We start from the raw sequence: 14,951 nt of genomic DNA, 5'->3' as shown, positions 1-14,951 counted from the left end.
AGTACGAGCAATTATTTGGAAAGACGAGCAGAAGGAGCGGACTTCGCAAGACATTCGTTAACGGCGGCAATCAGCGCCTGCGGGGTAAACGGCTTGCGCAGGCAGGCTGACGCGCCGAGTTCGATCGTCATCCGCAGGAAATCCGGCGCACGGTCGGCATTGGCGAAGGCATAGCCGGACATCGCGATCACGGGAATATCGGGCGCACGCTCGTGGAAGACGCGGATCGCCTCGAAACCGCGCATATGCGGCATGAAGACGTCGACCAGCATGACGTCGAACGAAGCCTTGTCCAGCGCGCGCATGCCCGCTTCGCCGCCATCCGCGACGGTGACGTCGAAGCCCTGGCGCTGCAAACACACCTCGATGGCAACGCACACCATCGGATCGTCATCGACCACGAGAACGCTCGGCACGATGCATCCTCTTCCTGCGGCCTCGCGTGCCGGCGACTCGCTTGGCCCGTCTGCCGATTAAGGCGGAACCTAGATGGAAAGTCTGTATCATAGAATGCATATGCTGTTTGCTGACAAGCAGATTTCCAGCTAGCCCTGACACCATCACTTGTATTTGTCCGCCCACATTACGACGGGTCCATGACCGCAGTTCCACTCGCCGGCCGCGCCCCGCTGTCACCGCTCGGCCTCGCATTCCTGGTGGTCGCGTCGACCGGCTGGGGTCTCAACTTCCCTATCATGAAGTTCCTGCTCACGGAGTGGCCGCCGCTTTCGTCGCGCGGGCTCTGCGGCGTGGTCGGCGCGATCGCACTCGGTCTGGTAGCGGTCGCACGGGGCGAGACGCTGCGCGTACCTGACGGCATGTGGACGCGGCTTGCGCTGGTGTCGACGCTTTCGATCGGCGGCTGGGTCGCGTCGATGGGCCTGGCGCTGATCTGGTTGCGGGCCAGCGAGGCGGCCGTGCTCGGGATATCGATCCCGGTGTGGGTCGCGCTGGTGGCCTGGCCGGTGCTCGGCGAGCGTGTGTCGTTGCCGCGTGCGCTCGCGCTTGGCGTGGCGCTTGCCGGCATCGCCGCGCTGATCGGCGGTGGCGGTCTTGACGCGAGCCTCGGCAAGTTGCCGGGCATCCTGTTTGCGCTCGCGGGCGCGCTCTGCGTCGGGCTTGGCACGGTGCTGACCAAGTTCTTCAAGCTCGCAATGCCGCCGCTGTCGCTCGCGGCCTGGCAGCTCGCGATCGGCTGCGTGCCGATCGCGATCGCCGGCGTCCTGATCGAGCAGCCGCAGCTTGCTGCGCTGTCGCAGTTCGGCTGGGCGTCGATGATCTACATGACGCTGATCCAGTTCTGCCTTTGCTATGTCTGCTGGTTCGCGGCGCTGGAGCGGCTGCCGGCGGCGACCGCGTCGATCGGCACGCTGCTGGTTCCTGTCGTCGGCGTGCTGGCGGCCGCGGCCATGCTTCGCGAGCCGCTCACCACGAGCGACATCGCGGCGCTCGTGGTGACGTTCGCAGCCGTCGCGGTGGCGTTGCGGACATGAGACTTGCACACATGAAAAAGGGCGGCGTTGCCGCCGCCCTTCGCCAACTCAGGCATTGAGGCGTTACGGGCAGGGGTGCCGCAGGCCGTCAAAGCCGAGATAGGTGCCCGAACCCGGGTCGTACGACCTGTAGCGCTGCGCGCAGTAGCTCGCGTCGCCGCCCGGAGCGGCCTCCACGGCGACAGGCGCACTGTCGTCGTAATAGCCGTAGCTGTCGTCATAGTAGCCGTATCCGGGGCCATAACCGCCGTAATACGCGCCCGAGGCGAGCGCTCCGCCGACGACTGCGCCCGCAACCGCGCCCGGCCAGAAGCCGCCGCCGCCACGGTGATAACCGCCGTGCCAGCCGCCACCGCCGCCGCGCCAACCACCGCCGCCGCCGCCACCGGCCCACTGGCCGCCGCCACCACCGCCATGCCAGCCGCCGCCCCCGCCGCCCATCGCAGCACCACGGCCGCCGCCAAAGCCACCACCGCCGCCGCCGCCGACATGGCCACCGCCACCGCCGCCGCCGCGCGCACCACCGCCACCGCCCATCGCGCCCATCTGTGCGGCAGACTGGGCGAACGAGACGGTCGGCGCCACAGCCAACGGCAGCGCAAGCGCCAGCGCCGCGGCGGTGCTCAGAACCTTCATATTGATCATTTTGGACTCCATTGAATCGGACAATGTCTAACCATCTCTGCGATCGGACGTTCCTGCGCTCGACATTGATTGTCCGTCATCTTTGCTTGACCGGCGGCGCATGTATGGCGGGTGAACAAAACTCCCCGTGACCGCGTCATTTGGTCGCCAAAGGGCCCGTCACCCGGGCCTATTCCGGGAGTGCCGGGCTACCTTGGCGGCGGCTGGACATTTGGAGATTCAGGTGGCATCAGAGCCGGACTGCCTCGAACCGACCGGCCACGCATGAAACAATTCCTGCTGAAATTCTTCACCTGGTGGAACGGCCAGACCTTTGGCACGCAATTGTGGACCTCGCGCTACGGCGAGCTGGTGGGCGAGGACGAGCAGGGCAATCGCTACTACCGGACCAAGGGCGGCGAGATCGATCCGACGCTGCATTTCGAGCGCCGCTGGGTGGTCTATAACGGCTATGCCGAAGCGTCCCGGATCCCGGCCGGCTGGCACGGCTGGCTGCATCACACGGTTGATGTGCCCCCGACCGAGGAGACGTACGCGCCGCGGGAATGGGAAAAGCCGCATCTGCCGAACATGACCGGCACCGCACAGGCCTACCGTCCGTCCGGCTCGACGCTGGCGAGCGGCCGCCGCCCCAAGGCGACCGGCGACTATCACGCCTGGACGCCCGGAAGCTGAGCTTCACGCATTGTTGTTTCTGCCGAGCGTGTGCGTAACGCCGCGCGTGCAGCGCACGCGCGCCTGTGGACAACGGTAACAGCGGGGACAGGTGCGCCGCATCCCATGCTGGCCGCTTGCGCCGGGCACGTCTTCGCGGCTCAATGAAGCCATCTTACGGAGATGGGAGACCATCGCGTCGGATCGGGCTCCAGATCGCGACTGTCCCGATGTGCAGCGGCCTCCGAGTTGGATGCGGCCGGGAGATAGGCCCCCGGTGCAGACGTCCTGAAATCGCCCGCAAATGTGAGGCTGCCGTGAGACAGGAAGGGCCGCTCGGGAAACCGGGCGGCCTTTTTCTTTGCGGAGCTGCTTTAGGTTGAGCTGCAACGGCGTTGAAGTGCACCTCTCCTTTGGGAGAGGTCGATTTGCGCAGCAAATCGGGTGAGGGGTTACGGCCTATCGAGGGAGCAAGAGCCCTCACCCGGATTGCTTCGCAATCCGACCTCTCCCCGACGGGGAGAGGTGAACCGAAAGCGCGGCAAGCCAATTCAACCAAAACTCATCCCGCTTTAGGACAGCCGTGCCGCAGCGCGGCTCATCAATTCGCCCCGGCGCGCGTGTGCGGGTCCCATCCGCTCCTTCATGAAGGCGAGGATCTCGGCCGGTGCGGTATCGGGCGAGCCGGCATTGAACGGCGGGGCCGGGTTGTATTCGAGCCTGAGCTGGATCGCTTCCGCGGTCTTGCGATCGACGAGTTCGGACACCAGCGTCAGCGCGAAATCGATGCCGGCCGTGACGCCGCCGCCGGTGAAGCGGTTGCGGTCGACGCAGACGCGCGTCTTGGTCGGGATGGCTCCGAAGCCCGCCAGGAAATCGATCGCACTCCAATGCGTGGTGGCGCGATAGCCCTGCAGCAGACCGGCGGCGCCGAGCACCAGCGAGCCCGTGCAGACCGACGTGACGTATTTCGCTCCCGCGGCCTGCTTGCGCAGGAAGGCGAGCATCTCCTCGTCGCCGACCATGTCGTCGGTGCCGAACCCGCCGGGCACGCAGATCACGTCGAGCTGCGGGCAGTCGGCAAAGGTCGTGGTCGGCGTCAGGACCATGACGGAGTCGGTCGGAACTGGTTCGATCCGTTTCCAGATCAGATGCACATTGGCGCCGGGAACCGAGGAGAACACCTGCAACGGCCCGGTCAGGTCGAGCTGTGTCACCTTCGGGAAGACGAGCAATCCAATCTGCAGGGGTTCGGACATCGGAGGTCTCCAAATAGCGCTTGACGGAACCACGATGCCATGGTGGCCTCTTGTCCAAAATGGCGTAATTCCCTCATTTTCGGACGTTGGAGCCGCCTCCGGTGATTCGGCGTTGCGAGGATTTTGCAGATGATCGGCATCCTGATCTTTCCCGACTTCCAGCTGCTCGATGCGGCCGGCCCAATCGCGGCGTTCGAGATCGCGGCGCGCTTCGCCAACAACCCGCCTGATATCAAGACGATCGCGGTGAAGGCCGGGCCGGTGCGCTCTTCGTCCGGCGTCGAGATGCTGGCGCGCGGCTTAAAGCCGTCGGCGGCGATCACGACGCTGATCATCGCGGGCGGCAACGGCGTGCGCACGCCGGCGACCTGTCCGACCACGCTGTCATTCGTGCGGCGGATGGCGAGCCGCGGCATCCGCGTCGCCAGCGTCTGCTCGGGCGCCTATGTGCTGGCCGAGGCCGGCCTGCTCGACGGCCGCCGCGCCACCACGCATTGGCAGCGCACGCCGCATTTCGTGAAGACCTATCCGAAGGTCAGGCTCGAGCCGGACCAGATCTTCGTCCGCGACGGCAACATCTGGAGCTCGGCCGGAATCACCGCCGGCATCGACCTCGCACTCGCCATGATCACCGAAGACTACGGCGACGAGGTCGCGCAGAACACCGCGCGGCAGCTCGTGCTGTACCATCGGCGCAGCGGCGGGCAGTCGCAGTTTTCCTCGCTGCTGGAATTGAAGGCGCCGAGCGGCCGGTTCGGGCCGCTGCTCGCCTGGGCGCGCGAGCATCTCGACGCGCCGCTGACGGTCGAGGATCTCGCCGACAAGGCCGGGATGAGCTCGCGGCAGTTCACCCGCGCCTTCATCGCGGAGACCGGCACCACGCCATCGAAAGCGGTTGAACGGTTGAGGATCGAAGTCGCGCGGCAGCGCGTGCAGTCGTCGGGCGAGGCGATCGAGCGCGTCGCCGAGATCACCGGCTTCCGCGATCCGGAGCGGATGCGCCGCGCCTTCATCCGCGCCTTCGGCCAGCCGCCGCAATCGCTGCGCCGGGCATCGCGCGCGGGGTAGGTCGTGGACTTGCGGAAACTCCGGCGCGTTGTCGCAAGGAAGGGCGATCATTCCGACGGCGAAGCGAACACAGCCGCCGATGAGCGAACGTCGCCAAACTCACCGGCGCTGCCGGCAGAGGCAGTTTGAGTTTGGGACAAGCTCGTTGTCCGATCTCGCACGATCCATGCGGTCCTTGCACTGATGAACCGGCGCGAAGGTTCCCGTGACCCACGTTAGGTGGGCGTTGGGGACCCGAGGAGGTTCTACATGACAAAGCATCGAACGATTACCGGGTTCGTGGCCGTCGCCCTGCTGGCTGTCACTGCAACCGCCGCGACGATCAGGTCGCACCTGCCCCGGACCGAGGGCGTTGTCGTCTCCGACGCGGACGCGCTCCCGGCTAAGGATTTCAGCGACCGCTGGTCCCCGATTTCAGCTTTGCCTCCGGCAACGGACATGGCTGAGCGCGCACCTGACGTGCGTTAAGCCGGTCACCGACGCATTCGCGGACACGCCGCGCACAGAGTTTACCGCAGCACAAAGGCCCCGCCGAAGCGGGGCCGGATGTTGAATGACTTGAGTTTGAACGACTTGATCTCAAACGACTTGGTCGCGAATAGAACTAACGGTTCCGCCGCGCCGGAATAGCGCAGCGATTCACCTTACACACACGCTGAAAATCCACGGATGGCTGAGCGCGAAACGTGCCCGAGCCGAAATATCAGTTGCTCAATGTGTCGGTCGCGATCTTCTTCTTGAGTGCTTCGCAGGTGTTCCTGACCTCCGTGGTCATCAACGAGACGGCTTCGATCTGCAGGAAAAAGCGCTTGCCCTGATCGCGGTAGCCTGCAGCGAACTCCTTGATTTCCGCGATCATGTCATGGACACCCGCCACCATGACCTCGCAGTTCTTGGCGGCCAATTGCAGTTCCGTTCCAAGGGCCTCGATCTCTTTCACCGCTGCTTCGTATTCGCGCACGACCGCCTCGGCCGACAGCTTGCCCACCTCGTTGACGCCGTTGCGGTGCTCGACGTAGTCCGGCATCGGTGAGAGAGGCCGAATGTTGCTGCGTGGGCGATGCGTACTCACCGTGTCGATTTCGCCCTCGGTCGTTTCCATCGGGGCGCGGGCGAGGACTTCTGCACTAACACTCATGCGAACGCTCCATAAGTTGTTACGGCGAATGGAGTTTAGCAATGTCAACGGATTTGTCTCGCTTTTCCACAAGTTTGAAGCAGTCCGATTGTGCGTCGCAGCACGACGAATCCCATGCCACAATCGCTGCGCCGGGCATCGCGCGTGGGGTAGCGAGGCGTCGGGGGATCGGGTTCGTTTGCCGTCCGCGAAGCGTCAGGGATGCGCCGTCGCCCCTTGGCGCTGACGACGCGCGTAGGCCGCGCCCCAACCGAGCCCAAGCAGCGCCGCGGCGAGCGAGCCCCCGAGCACGCCCAGCTTTGCCGCGTTGAGCAACGCCTCGTCGGGGAAGGCGAGCATGGCGGTGAAAATCGACATGGTGAAACCGATTCCGGCCAACAGACCGATGAGGCAGACGCCGCCCCACGTCATGCCGGGTGCGAGCCGACAGCGCCCCGACTTGACCGAGAGCCAGGTGGCACCGACCACACCGACCGGTTTTCCCACGGCAAGGGCAAGCCCCACGCCCAGCATCACGGATTGAGGTCCGGCAGCGAGGCCGGAAGCTGTCAGGCTGATGCCGGCGTTCGCCAACGCGAACAAGGGCATGATGCCGAAGGCGACCCAGCCATGCAGCGCCGTCTGCACGCGCACGACGGGTGGCAACATCTCGCGATGCGCGACGTGGAGCGTGCGGCGCCGTGACCTGAGGCGATGGATATCCTTCCAGGCCGCGTCGCCGTCGCGCAACTCCGCGACCACGCGCGACACCATTTGCAGGGGCGGCTCCCGCAGCGGCATCGGCCGCACCGGGGTCATCAGGCCGAGCACGACACCGGCAAGGGTCGGATGCGCTCCGCTCATCAGCAGCCCGGTCCAGACCAGCGCGCCCGGCGGAACGTAGGCGAGGGCGGAGCCGACGCCGATCCGCTGAAGCCCGACGACCATCAGAATGCCGAACGCCGCCACGACAAACCCGCTCAACTCCAGTCCGCCGGAGTAGACGAAGGCAATGATCAACACCGCGATGACGTCGTCGATGATCGCGAGCGCCAGCAGGAACACCCGTAGATTGACCGGGATCGATCGTCCCAGCAAAGCGAGCGCGCCCACGGCAAAGGCGATGTCCGTTGCCGTCGGTACGGCCCAGCCCTGGCCGCGCACGGGATCGGCATTCAGGCCAATGTAGATGAGTGCCGGGGCGATGACGCCGCCGGCTGCCGCGATCACGGGCAGCATCGCCTGGTCGAACCTGCTCAGCGCGCCTTCATGTATCTCGCGCCGAATCTCCATGCCGACGACGAGGAAGAAAATCGTCATCAGCCCTTCGTTGATCCAGAAATGCAGCGATCGGGAGCTGACGAAGCCGCCAAATCCGATCGAGAATTGCTGGTGCCAGAGCGCGTGATAGCTGTCGGCGAAAGCAGAATTGGCCCAGATCATTGCAGCGGCTGCCGCAGCCAGCAGTACGCCGCCGCTGACGGCTTCGACATGCAGGAAGCGCTGGAGCGTGGCGAACGCCTGCTCGGCAAGTCGTTGGGCTCGCGGCAGGTCCTGGGCGGGCAGTCGGTGATCCATCGGGCGCACGCAGTCCGCGTGGTGGCCCGACCATCGCTTTACCTGTCACTGCGGCATGCAGTTGACACCCGCGGCCGGTTTTGCACGGCGACAGGCATAGGGCAACCCTGTTCTCGGGCCTGCGACCGTTTGGCATATCGCCGCGAGCCGAAACCGGAACATGGTGCCTTCGACCTCCTGCCCGAGGCTGGTGGTCAGAGCCAGGTCGTGAGCGCGCCGAGTTGGGTTGCGGCACCGAAGATCAACAGGACCGCGATGCACGCCGGCAGAGAATACGGGGTCCGATCGTTGTCTTGCGACATGGCAGCACCAATCCGGGAGGGATTTCCCATGCGCGCGAAAGCTGCGCTGATCACCTGATCGAATATCAGAGCGACCGCATAGGAATGCTAGACGAACGGCGGAGGCGCGTTATAGGCGCGGAATAAGTGTCAGCCCTGGTCGGCTTCCAGCAGCCCGAGCTTCGAGGCAAGCCAGCGCGTGGTGGAGGCCTGGATCAGGATGGTGGTCAGGATCGCGACGGAAGGTGACGGAGGCGATCATCTCCGCTCCCGGCGCCTTCATGCCGAGCATGAGGCCGGCGAGCGCGGCGGGGATGACGCCGGTTTCGCGGGTCCAGCACATGAACAGCAGTTCCGCGAAACTCCAGCGCGCGCGGCGGTCGGGCAGCGCGCACAGGAAGACGGTCGCGGGGCGCGCAAGAAACATCAACACCAGCGTGACTGCCACGCCACCAATCCAATACTGCTGCATCAGGGCAAAATTGACTTGAGCACCCAGCAGAATGAAAATGAACAGACGCAGAATGAAGGCCGTGGTCAGCACGAACTCATCGAGCTTCTGCGCTTCGCCCGGCTCCATCTGGAACCCGAAACGTTCCTTGTTGCCGAGCATGATGCCGAACACGAACACGGCCATGAAGCCGGATGCATGCATGCCCTCGGCGGCGAAATAGGCGCTGATGACGGCGACGACGGTCACCACCGGCGCGTATTCAGCAAGGAATGCCCACTTCTCGTGAGCGATCAACAATGCCGCGAGATAACCCAGCGTGATGCCGGCGACGATACCGATGGCGGAATGCGTCACCAACTCGAATAAGGTGGCGGAGAGCGAGAACGCGCTGCCCGTCGCCATCCCCAGAAGGCTGAAGGTGATGATTGCCCCCACGGCGTCGTTGAACGCGGACTCGCTCATCACGGTCTGCGCAACACGGTCCCTGATGCGAACCTGGCGGAAGATCGGTACGAGCGTCGCCGGATCGGTCGAAGCGAGCGTTGCCGCGAGCAGGAACGCCACGACCGCGGGAACGCCGAGAATGAATTCGGCCGCCAGTCCCGTGATGGTCGCAGTGATCACGACGCCCGCCGTCGCGATCACCGCGATCGTGATCCAGACCTGTTTCAGCACGGCGAGCCGCAGCGTCGCACCGCCGTCGAACAGGATGTAGCTTGCGCCGAACAGCAGAATGATCTGGTTCAGCGCGGAATCGGCTGCGATATCGACAAGTCCAAGGGCATGCGGGCCGATCAGGATGCCGACGATGAGGAATACCGCGACGTCGGGAATCCTGACCTTCTGGGCGAAGAGCGCCGCGACTGTACCGATCGCCAAGACCAGACCGCAGGAGAGCAGCGTGTGCCTGGCGATTTCGATTGAGGAGGACACTAGCCCTGTGCCTTCAGCCAGGCGCTGATCTCGGTCACCGCGACATTGGCCTGATTGAGCAGCTTGCCCATGGTGAAGAAGCCGTGGAACTGGCCGGGGAAATGCCGGTAGGTCACGGGCACGCCGGCATCCCTGAGGAATGTCGCATACTCGTCGCCTTCGTCGCGCAGCGGATCGGCGCCGGCGGTCAGCACATAGGCCGGCGGCAATCCGGCAAAGTCTTTCGCGCGCGCGGGCGAGGCGCGCCAGTCGCTGTCGTCGGCGTCGCCGAGATAATGGTTGCCGAACCAGCCGATTACCGAATGCGTCAGGAGGATGCTGGTCTCGGGCTCGCGATGCGAGGGATGCTTTCGGCGCGAGAAATCGGTCGCGGGATAGACGAGCAGTTGGGCGGCGAGCTTCGGTCCGCCGTCGCGGGCGGTGAGGGCAACCACGGCCGCCAGGTTGCCGCCGGCGCTATCGCCGCCGACGATCAGGCGCGAAGCATCGATGCCGAGATCCCCAGCATTGGCGGCGACCCATCTGGTCGCGGTGACGGCGTCGTCCACCGCAGCAGGGAAGCGGTGCTCGGGCGCCAGCCGGTAATCGACTGAGATCACGACCAGCTCGCCCTCATGGGCAAGCTTCTGGCAGACCACCTCATGGGTATCGAGATCGCCGATCACCCAGCCGCCGCCATGGAAGAACATCAGGCACGGCGCGAGCCCGTCTGTCTTGCGCAGCGTCTTCGGCGTGTAGATGCGGGCCGGGATCGCGCCGTGCGGCGCCGGGATCGCAAGCTCGTTGCTTGAATCAAGCGCCGGCGGCTCGGGATTGGAGACGATGCGGGCGGCCCGATAATATTCGCGCGCTTCCGGTGCGGTCAGCGATTCATAGGCGGGGCGGCCGGCCTCCTGGAAAGCCTTGTAGACCGCGGCGGCATCGGGATCGAGAACGACGGGCATAGGGCAACGAACCTTCTTGTGATGCTGAATTGAAGCGTCAGGCGGCGGTGCGGCCGCCGTCGACGGTGTAGGCGGAGCCGGAGACGTAGCTCGCCTCGTCGGAAGCGAGGAAAGCGACGATCGATGCGACCTCGCTCGCGAGGCCGAGCCGGCGTGCCGGGATGCGGTCGACGATCTTCTCGACCGGGGGCGGCGCGTTGCCGCCGGAACGGCCCTGCAGGATGGTGCTCAGCATCCGGCTCTCGATCATGCCGGGGCAGACGCAATTGACCCGCACGCCGGTGCCGCTGCATTCCCAGGCCGCGCTCTTGGTCAGCCCGATCACGGCATGCTTGCTGGCGCTGTAGACCGCGATCATCGGCGATCCCATCAGGCCGGCGATCGAGGCGGTGTTGATGATGCTGCCCTTGTTCTGCTTCAGCATCACCGGCAGCACATATTTCATGCCGAGGAAGACGCCGACGACATTGACGTCGAGCACCCGGCGAAAGCTCTCCAGCGAATATTCCGGGATCGGCCTGATGTCGCCCTCGATGCCGGCGTTGTTGTAGAAGGCGTCGATGGTGCCGAAGCGGTCGACGGCGGCGCGGACATAGTCCTTGACCTCGTCCTCATCGGTGACGTCGGCGGCGATCGCGAGGGCCTCGGCCGAGGCGGGGAGGTCCTTGATGGCGGCCGCAAGATCGGCCCCCTTGCGGTCGACTGCGACAATCCGCGCCCCGCGCTCTGCAAGCAGTTGGAGCGTGGCGGTTCCGATGACGCCGGCAGCCCCGGTGACGACGGCAACCCGGCCGTCGAGCCTGATGCGATCTGGCATGTTTGGGTTTCCTCTGGCTGGTCCGGTTCGATCCGGATTTTCCTGTTTTCACGCGGTGCCGCGCGCCTTCAGCGTGAGGACTATCACACGTGTTCCCAGGAGTGACTAGAGGGTGACCAGAGGGTGGCCAGTGCCTGGCGGAGGGCCGGGGACGGGCGTCCGCGCGCCCTTTCCCCGCCGTATTCGGCGTGTTAACCGGTGGCCTGCGAGCGGCCGATATCAAGGTAAACTGTCGCGAGCCCGATTCGCCCTTTAAAGCCCGCGAGATGCTTCGAACCATTGCCCTGACTGGCTTTGCGGCCTTGGTTGCCGCCTCAACCATCTCGCTTGCGCCGCCCGCGCGCGCGCAGATCGGAACGATTTTCTCCGATCCCGCGCCGCGTCCGCCCGGCTCGATTCCGCGTGGCCAGGTGGCGCCTCCCAGCGACGACGACGAGGAAGTGCCGGAACTGCCGCGCGGGCGCCTGTTGCCGACGCAGCCGCGGGCGTTGCCGCCGGGCCAGGCGGTGCCGCCGCCCGGCAGCGTGCAGTCGCAGCCTTTGGCGCCGCCGCCCGGTAGCACGGTCGCTCCGCCCGGCGTTGCCGTGCAGCCACCAGCAGCCCGGCGGTCCCGCCGTCGCCAACACGCCGCCCGGTGCCAATCCGCTGCCGGGCCTGCCGCCGGGGCAGCGTCAGCCCAAGGGGACGCCGCAGGGCGCGCCACAGGGCACCCCGCCGCAGACGCCTGCCGCGTTGCAGCCGGGCGACGAGGTCGTGCAGGAGCCGCCGTCGACCAAGATCACCAACAAGAAGGCGAGCTTCTCCGGCCTCGACAAGATCACCGGACGCATCATCAATTTCGACGAGGATATCGGCGAGACCGTGCAGTTCGGCGCACTGCGGGTGAAGACCGATGCCTGCTACACCAGGCCGTCAACGGAAGCCGCCAACACCGACGCCTTCGTCGAGGTCGACGAGATCACGTTGCAGGGCGAGGTGAAGCGGATCTTCTCGGGCTGGATGTTCGCGGCGAGCCCCGGCCTGCATGGCGTCGAGCATCCGATCTACGACATCTGGCTGACCGACTGCAAAGGGCCGGACCAGACCATCGTGACCGCCGCGCCCGATCCGCCGAAGGCGCCGACGCCGCCTCCGCCGCCGGCCCAGAAGCGTGCGCCGCCGAAGCAGGCCGCGCCGCGTCCGCCGCCGCAACCGCTGCCGCAATACCAGCAGCAGCCGCCACCTCCGCCGCCCCAGCAGCAGCGACCGGGCGGATTGTTCGGCGGATTGTTCGGGAATTAGTCTCGGTCACGTTCGCCCGGATTGGCGCTTCATCCGGGCTACATGCTACGGCGCAGTCATACATCAATTGCGCGCGGCGATGATCGCCAGCGCGTCGGCACCCTTGACCGGCTGCGTTGTGTCGAGCTCGCAGAAATCCGCAGGCGCGCCTGAGATCGCCTTGTCGAGCAGCGCCCGATAGCGGCGGCGCGAAATCTCCACCGCACCGAACGTCTTCAGATGCTCGGTCACATACTGCGTGTCGAGCAATTCGAACCCGCCCGCGATCAGCCGGGCCACCAGATGCACCAGCGCGACCTTCGACGCGTCGCGCGCGGTGTGAAACATGCTTTCGCCGAAGAAGGCGCGGCCGAGGCTGACGCCGTAGAGGCCGCCGACCAGAATGTCGTCCTGCCAGACCTCGACGCTGTGGCAATGGCCTGACGCGTGCAGCCCGACATAGAGATCGCGGATGCGCTTGTTGATCCAGGTGTCGTCACGGCCGGGCTGCGGCGCCGCGCAACCGGCGATCACGGCCTTGAACGCGGTATCGACGGTGACGGTGAACACATCCGAGCGCACGGTGCGCGCCAGGCGGGAGGCGACACGGAAGCCGTCGAATGGAATCACGCCGCGCAATTCCGGCTCGACCCAGAACAGCGTCGGATCGTCGGCGCTCTCCGCCATCGGGAAGATGCCGCAGGCATAGGCGCGCAGCAGCACCTCGGGCGTGATCTCGGAGGAGGCGGAGTCGCGTGAGGTCATGCCGGCGAAGATAGCAAAGCGCGGGCGGTCTTGCGATGGGGCCTGCCACGGGGTCGCGACGTGTTGACGAAACGCGCCGGTTCCTCCACAAGCCGCGCCATTCCGCCGCAGTTTCCCGAGACGGACTGCGCGGCCATGCTACATTGCCACAAAAGATGGCGCCGCCGCCGGGACATGGCGGCTTGCGCGCCCGACAATCAACACAGGTGAGGGGGACGCTGCATGAAACCGTCATGGCGGACGTTTGCGCCGTTGCTGGTCTGGCTGGTGATCTATCTGGTCCCGGTGCCATCAGGGCTGAACGCCAATCAGTGGCACTATTTTGCGGTGTTCGCCGCCGTCATCACCGGGCTGATCCTCGAATCGATGCCGGTCGGCGCGGTCGGCCTGATCGGCCTGACGGTCGCCGGGGTCGGCGGGTATGTCGAGCCCGACCCGAACAAGTCGCTGCGCTGGATGCTCGCCGGCTTTTCCGAGAGCACGGTGTGGCTGATCGTCGGCGCCTTCGTGTTTTCGATCGGCTACCGCAAGAGCGGGCTCGGCCGCCGGCTGGCGCTGCTCTTGGTGCGCGGGCTTGGCCGCCGTACCATCGGGCTCGGCTATGCGGTGGCGTTCTCCGATCTGGTGCTGGCGCCGGCGACGCCCTCCAATACCGCACGCTCGGGCGGCACCATCTATCCGATCGTCAGCAATATCCCGCGCATCTACGGCTCCGAGCCCGGTCCGACCGCGGGCAGGATCGGTACCTTCGTGATGTGGACCGCGTTCGCGACCACGGCCGTCACCAGCTCGTTGTTTCTGACCGCGCTGGCGCCGAACGCCGCCGCGCTCTCGATCGCCAAGAAGCTCGTCAACATCGAGGTCGGCTGGTCGCAATGGTTCATCGGCTTCGCGCCGCTCGGTATCCTTCTGCTGCTGCTGGTGCCGCTGCTGAGCTACGTCATCTGCCGGCCGGAGATCAAGGAAAGCCCGGAGATCGTGACCTGGAGCGAGGGCGAACTCGCCAAGATGGGGCCGCCGTCGCGGCACGAATGGGTCATGGCGGTGCTGGTGCTGCTCGCGATGTTCCTGTGGATTTGCGGCTCCAACCCCAATATCAGCGTGCCGCTGCTCGGCTCGAACTTCATCAACGCGACCACGGTGGTGTTCGTCGTGATCTCGCTGATGCTGCTCACAGGCGTGATCGCGTTCGAGGACATCGTCGCGGAGAAGAGCGCGTGGGAGGTCTTTTTCTATTTCACCTCGCTGCTCACGCTGTCGTCTGGTCTCAACGAGATCGGCTTCATCAAATGGGTGGCCGAGGGTTATGCGAAGCCGCTCTCCGGCACGTCGCCGCTGGTCGGGATGATCCTGCTCGTCACATTCTTCTTCTGGATCCACTATTTCTTCTCGAGCATTACCTCGCATACCGCCGCCGTGCTGCCGGTGGTGCTCGCGGTCGGCTCCAGCATTCCCGGCCTGTCGGTGCAGACCCTGATGCTGCTGTGCGTCTATTCGCTCGGGCTGATGGGGGTGATCTCGCCCTACGCCACGGGACCGGCGCCGATGTATTACGGCAGCGGCTATATCGGCAAAGGCGACTTCTGGAAGTTCGGGCTGATCTTCGGCGTAATCTACTTTGCCGGATTGTTGCTGATCGTGTTGCCCTGGCTACAGATGATCGGGTAAAATAGCCACAATCCA

At 65.5% G+C, this 14,951-nt stretch carries 14 protein-coding genes and 1 pseudogene; 6 read left to right on the top strand and 9 right to left on the bottom strand.

Annotated elements, in window-relative coordinates; translation table 11 throughout:
• Window positions 1–11: 11 nt before the first annotated feature.
• Window positions 12–416, bottom strand: coding sequence for a response regulator (locus ACVWW1_RS12055; protein ID WP_176531664.1), 405 nt, complete (start codon window positions 414–416; stop codon window positions 12–14).
• A gap of 180 nt (window positions 417–596) precedes the next feature.
• Here ACVWW1_RS12055 and ACVWW1_RS12050 point away from each other — a divergent pair, with 180 nt between their 5' ends.
• Window positions 597–1,493, top strand: coding sequence for a DMT family transporter (locus ACVWW1_RS12050; protein WP_456655914.1), 897 nt, complete (start codon window positions 597–599; stop codon window positions 1,491–1,493).
• 63 nt (window positions 1,494–1,556) lie between these two features.
• Here the strand turns inward: ACVWW1_RS12050 and ACVWW1_RS12045 are convergent, their stop codons facing one another.
• A complete protein-coding gene (locus ACVWW1_RS12045; RefSeq protein ID WP_456655913.1) occupies window positions 1,557–2,138 on the bottom strand; it encodes a BA14K family protein in 582 nt (193 codons plus the stop codon).
• 264 nt (window positions 2,139–2,402) lie between these two features.
• On the opposite strand from ACVWW1_RS12045, the gene ACVWW1_RS12040 reads away from it, so the two are divergent.
• Complete coding sequence (locus ACVWW1_RS12040) at window positions 2,403–2,813, top strand: NADH:ubiquinone oxidoreductase subunit NDUFA12 (RefSeq protein WP_176531661.1); 411 nt, start codon at window positions 2,403–2,405, stop codon at window positions 2,811–2,813.
• A 551-nt stretch (window positions 2,814–3,364) separates the two neighbouring features.
• Here ACVWW1_RS12040 and ACVWW1_RS12035 read toward each other — a convergent pair.
• On the bottom strand, window positions 3,365–4,051 hold the full coding sequence (locus ACVWW1_RS12035) for a DJ-1/PfpI family protein (RefSeq protein ID WP_456655912.1): 687 nt from the start codon (window positions 4,049–4,051) through the stop codon (window positions 3,365–3,367).
• Window positions 4,052–4,180: 129 nt separating this feature from the next.
• On the opposite strand from ACVWW1_RS12035, the gene ACVWW1_RS12030 reads away from it, so the two are divergent.
• Window positions 4,181–5,119: a GlxA family transcriptional regulator gene (locus tag ACVWW1_RS12030; RefSeq protein ID WP_456655911.1), complete on the top strand. Its 939-nt coding sequence runs from the start codon at window positions 4,181–4,183 to the stop codon at window positions 5,117–5,119.
• 249 nt (window positions 5,120–5,368) lie between these two features.
• Complete coding sequence (locus ACVWW1_RS12025; protein WP_456655910.1) at window positions 5,369–5,587, top strand: hypothetical protein; 219 nt, start codon at window positions 5,369–5,371, stop codon at window positions 5,585–5,587.
• 235 nt (window positions 5,588–5,822) lie between these two features.
• Here the strand turns inward: ACVWW1_RS12025 and ACVWW1_RS12020 are convergent, their stop codons facing one another.
• The 5 genes from ACVWW1_RS12020 to ACVWW1_RS12000 all read right to left on the bottom strand — a co-directional run bounded on the left by ACVWW1_RS12020 (window position 5,823) and on the right by ACVWW1_RS12000 (window position 11,243).
• Window positions 5,823–6,257, bottom strand: coding sequence for a hypothetical protein (locus ACVWW1_RS12020; RefSeq protein WP_456655909.1), 435 nt, complete (start codon window positions 6,255–6,257; stop codon window positions 5,823–5,825).
• Window positions 6,258–6,452: 195 nt separating this feature from the next.
• Window positions 6,453–7,814 (bottom strand): Na+/H+ antiporter NhaA, encoded by a 1,362-nt coding sequence (nhaA, locus tag ACVWW1_RS12015; RefSeq protein WP_456655908.1) that lies wholly within the window; start codon window positions 7,812–7,814, stop codon window positions 6,453–6,455.
• 411 nt (window positions 7,815–8,225) lie between these two features.
• Window positions 8,226–9,482, bottom strand: coding sequence for a cation:proton antiporter (locus ACVWW1_RS12010; protein ID WP_456655907.1), 1,257 nt, complete (start codon window positions 9,480–9,482; stop codon window positions 8,226–8,228).
• On the bottom strand, window positions 9,482–10,426 hold the full coding sequence (locus ACVWW1_RS12005; protein WP_456655906.1) for an alpha/beta hydrolase: 945 nt from the start codon (window positions 10,424–10,426) through the stop codon (window positions 9,482–9,484). The genes ACVWW1_RS12010 and ACVWW1_RS12005 overlap by 1 nt, the downstream gene beginning before the upstream one ends.
• 37 nt (window positions 10,427–10,463) lie before the next feature.
• Window positions 10,464–11,243 (bottom strand): SDR family NAD(P)-dependent oxidoreductase, encoded by a 780-nt coding sequence (locus ACVWW1_RS12000; protein WP_456655905.1) that lies wholly within the window; start codon window positions 11,241–11,243, stop codon window positions 10,464–10,466.
• Between the two features lie 266 nt (window positions 11,244–11,509).
• Between ACVWW1_RS12000 and ACVWW1_RS11995 the strand changes: the two are divergent.
• Window positions 11,510–12,524 (top strand): annotated as a pseudogene (locus tag ACVWW1_RS11995) (DUF2155 domain-containing protein).
• A gap of 63 nt (window positions 12,525–12,587) precedes the next feature.
• On the opposite strand, the gene aat reads toward ACVWW1_RS11995, so the two are convergent.
• Window positions 12,588–13,268: a leucyl/phenylalanyl-tRNA--protein transferase gene (gene aat / locus ACVWW1_RS11990; RefSeq protein ID WP_456655904.1), complete on the bottom strand. Its 681-nt coding sequence runs from the start codon at window positions 13,266–13,268 to the stop codon at window positions 12,588–12,590.
• A 222-nt stretch (window positions 13,269–13,490) separates the two neighbouring features.
• Between aat and ACVWW1_RS11985 the strand changes: the two genes are divergently transcribed.
• Window positions 13,491–14,936: a DASS family sodium-coupled anion symporter gene (locus ACVWW1_RS11985; RefSeq protein WP_456655903.1), complete on the top strand. Its 1,446-nt coding sequence runs from the start codon at window positions 13,491–13,493 to the stop codon at window positions 14,934–14,936.
• The last annotated feature ends 15 nt before the right edge of the window (window positions 14,937–14,951 follow it).

The organism is Bradyrhizobium sp. JR3.5 (assembly GCF_054057015.1).
The sequence above is the reverse complement of the archived record's forward strand: the minus strand, read 5'-3'. Positions and strand labels throughout refer to the sequence as shown.

Bases quoted from the DNA above. Each gene is read 5' to 3' on its own strand.
- ACVWW1_RS12050 (WP_456655914.1), top strand. From the start codon at position 597: ATGACCGCAGTTCCACTCGCCGGCCGCGCCCCGCTGTCACCGCTCGGC.
- ACVWW1_RS12045 (WP_456655913.1), bottom strand. From the start codon at position 2,138: ATGATCAATATGAAGGTTCTGAGCACCGCCGCGGCGCTGGCGCTTGCG.
- ACVWW1_RS12040 (WP_176531661.1), top strand. From the start codon at position 2,403: ATGAAACAATTCCTGCTGAAATTCTTCACCTGGTGGAACGGCCAGACC.
- ACVWW1_RS12035 (WP_456655912.1), bottom strand. From the start codon at position 4,051: ATGTCCGAACCCCTGCAGATTGGATTGCTCGTCTTCCCGAAGGTGACA.
- ACVWW1_RS12030 (WP_456655911.1), top strand. From the start codon at position 4,181: ATGATCGGCATCCTGATCTTTCCCGACTTCCAGCTGCTCGATGCGGCC.
- ACVWW1_RS12025 (WP_456655910.1), top strand. From the start codon at position 5,369: ATGACAAAGCATCGAACGATTACCGGGTTCGTGGCCGTCGCCCTGCTG.
- ACVWW1_RS12020 (WP_456655909.1), bottom strand. From the start codon at position 6,257: ATGAGTGTTAGTGCAGAAGTCCTCGCCCGCGCCCCGATGGAAACGACC.
- nhaA (WP_456655908.1), bottom strand. From the start codon at position 7,814: ATGGATCACCGACTGCCCGCCCAGGACCTGCCGCGAGCCCAACGACTT.
- ACVWW1_RS12005 (WP_456655906.1), bottom strand. From the start codon at position 10,426: ATGCCCGTCGTTCTCGATCCCGATGCCGCCGCGGTCTACAAGGCTTTC.
- ACVWW1_RS12000 (WP_456655905.1), bottom strand. From the start codon at position 11,243: ATGCCAGATCGCATCAGGCTCGACGGCCGGGTTGCCGTCGTCACCGGG.
- aat (WP_456655904.1), bottom strand. From the start codon at position 13,268: ATGACCTCACGCGACTCCGCCTCCTCCGAGATCACGCCCGAGGTGCTG.
- ACVWW1_RS11985 (WP_456655903.1), top strand. From the start codon at position 13,491: ATGAAACCGTCATGGCGGACGTTTGCGCCGTTGCTGGTCTGGCTGGTG.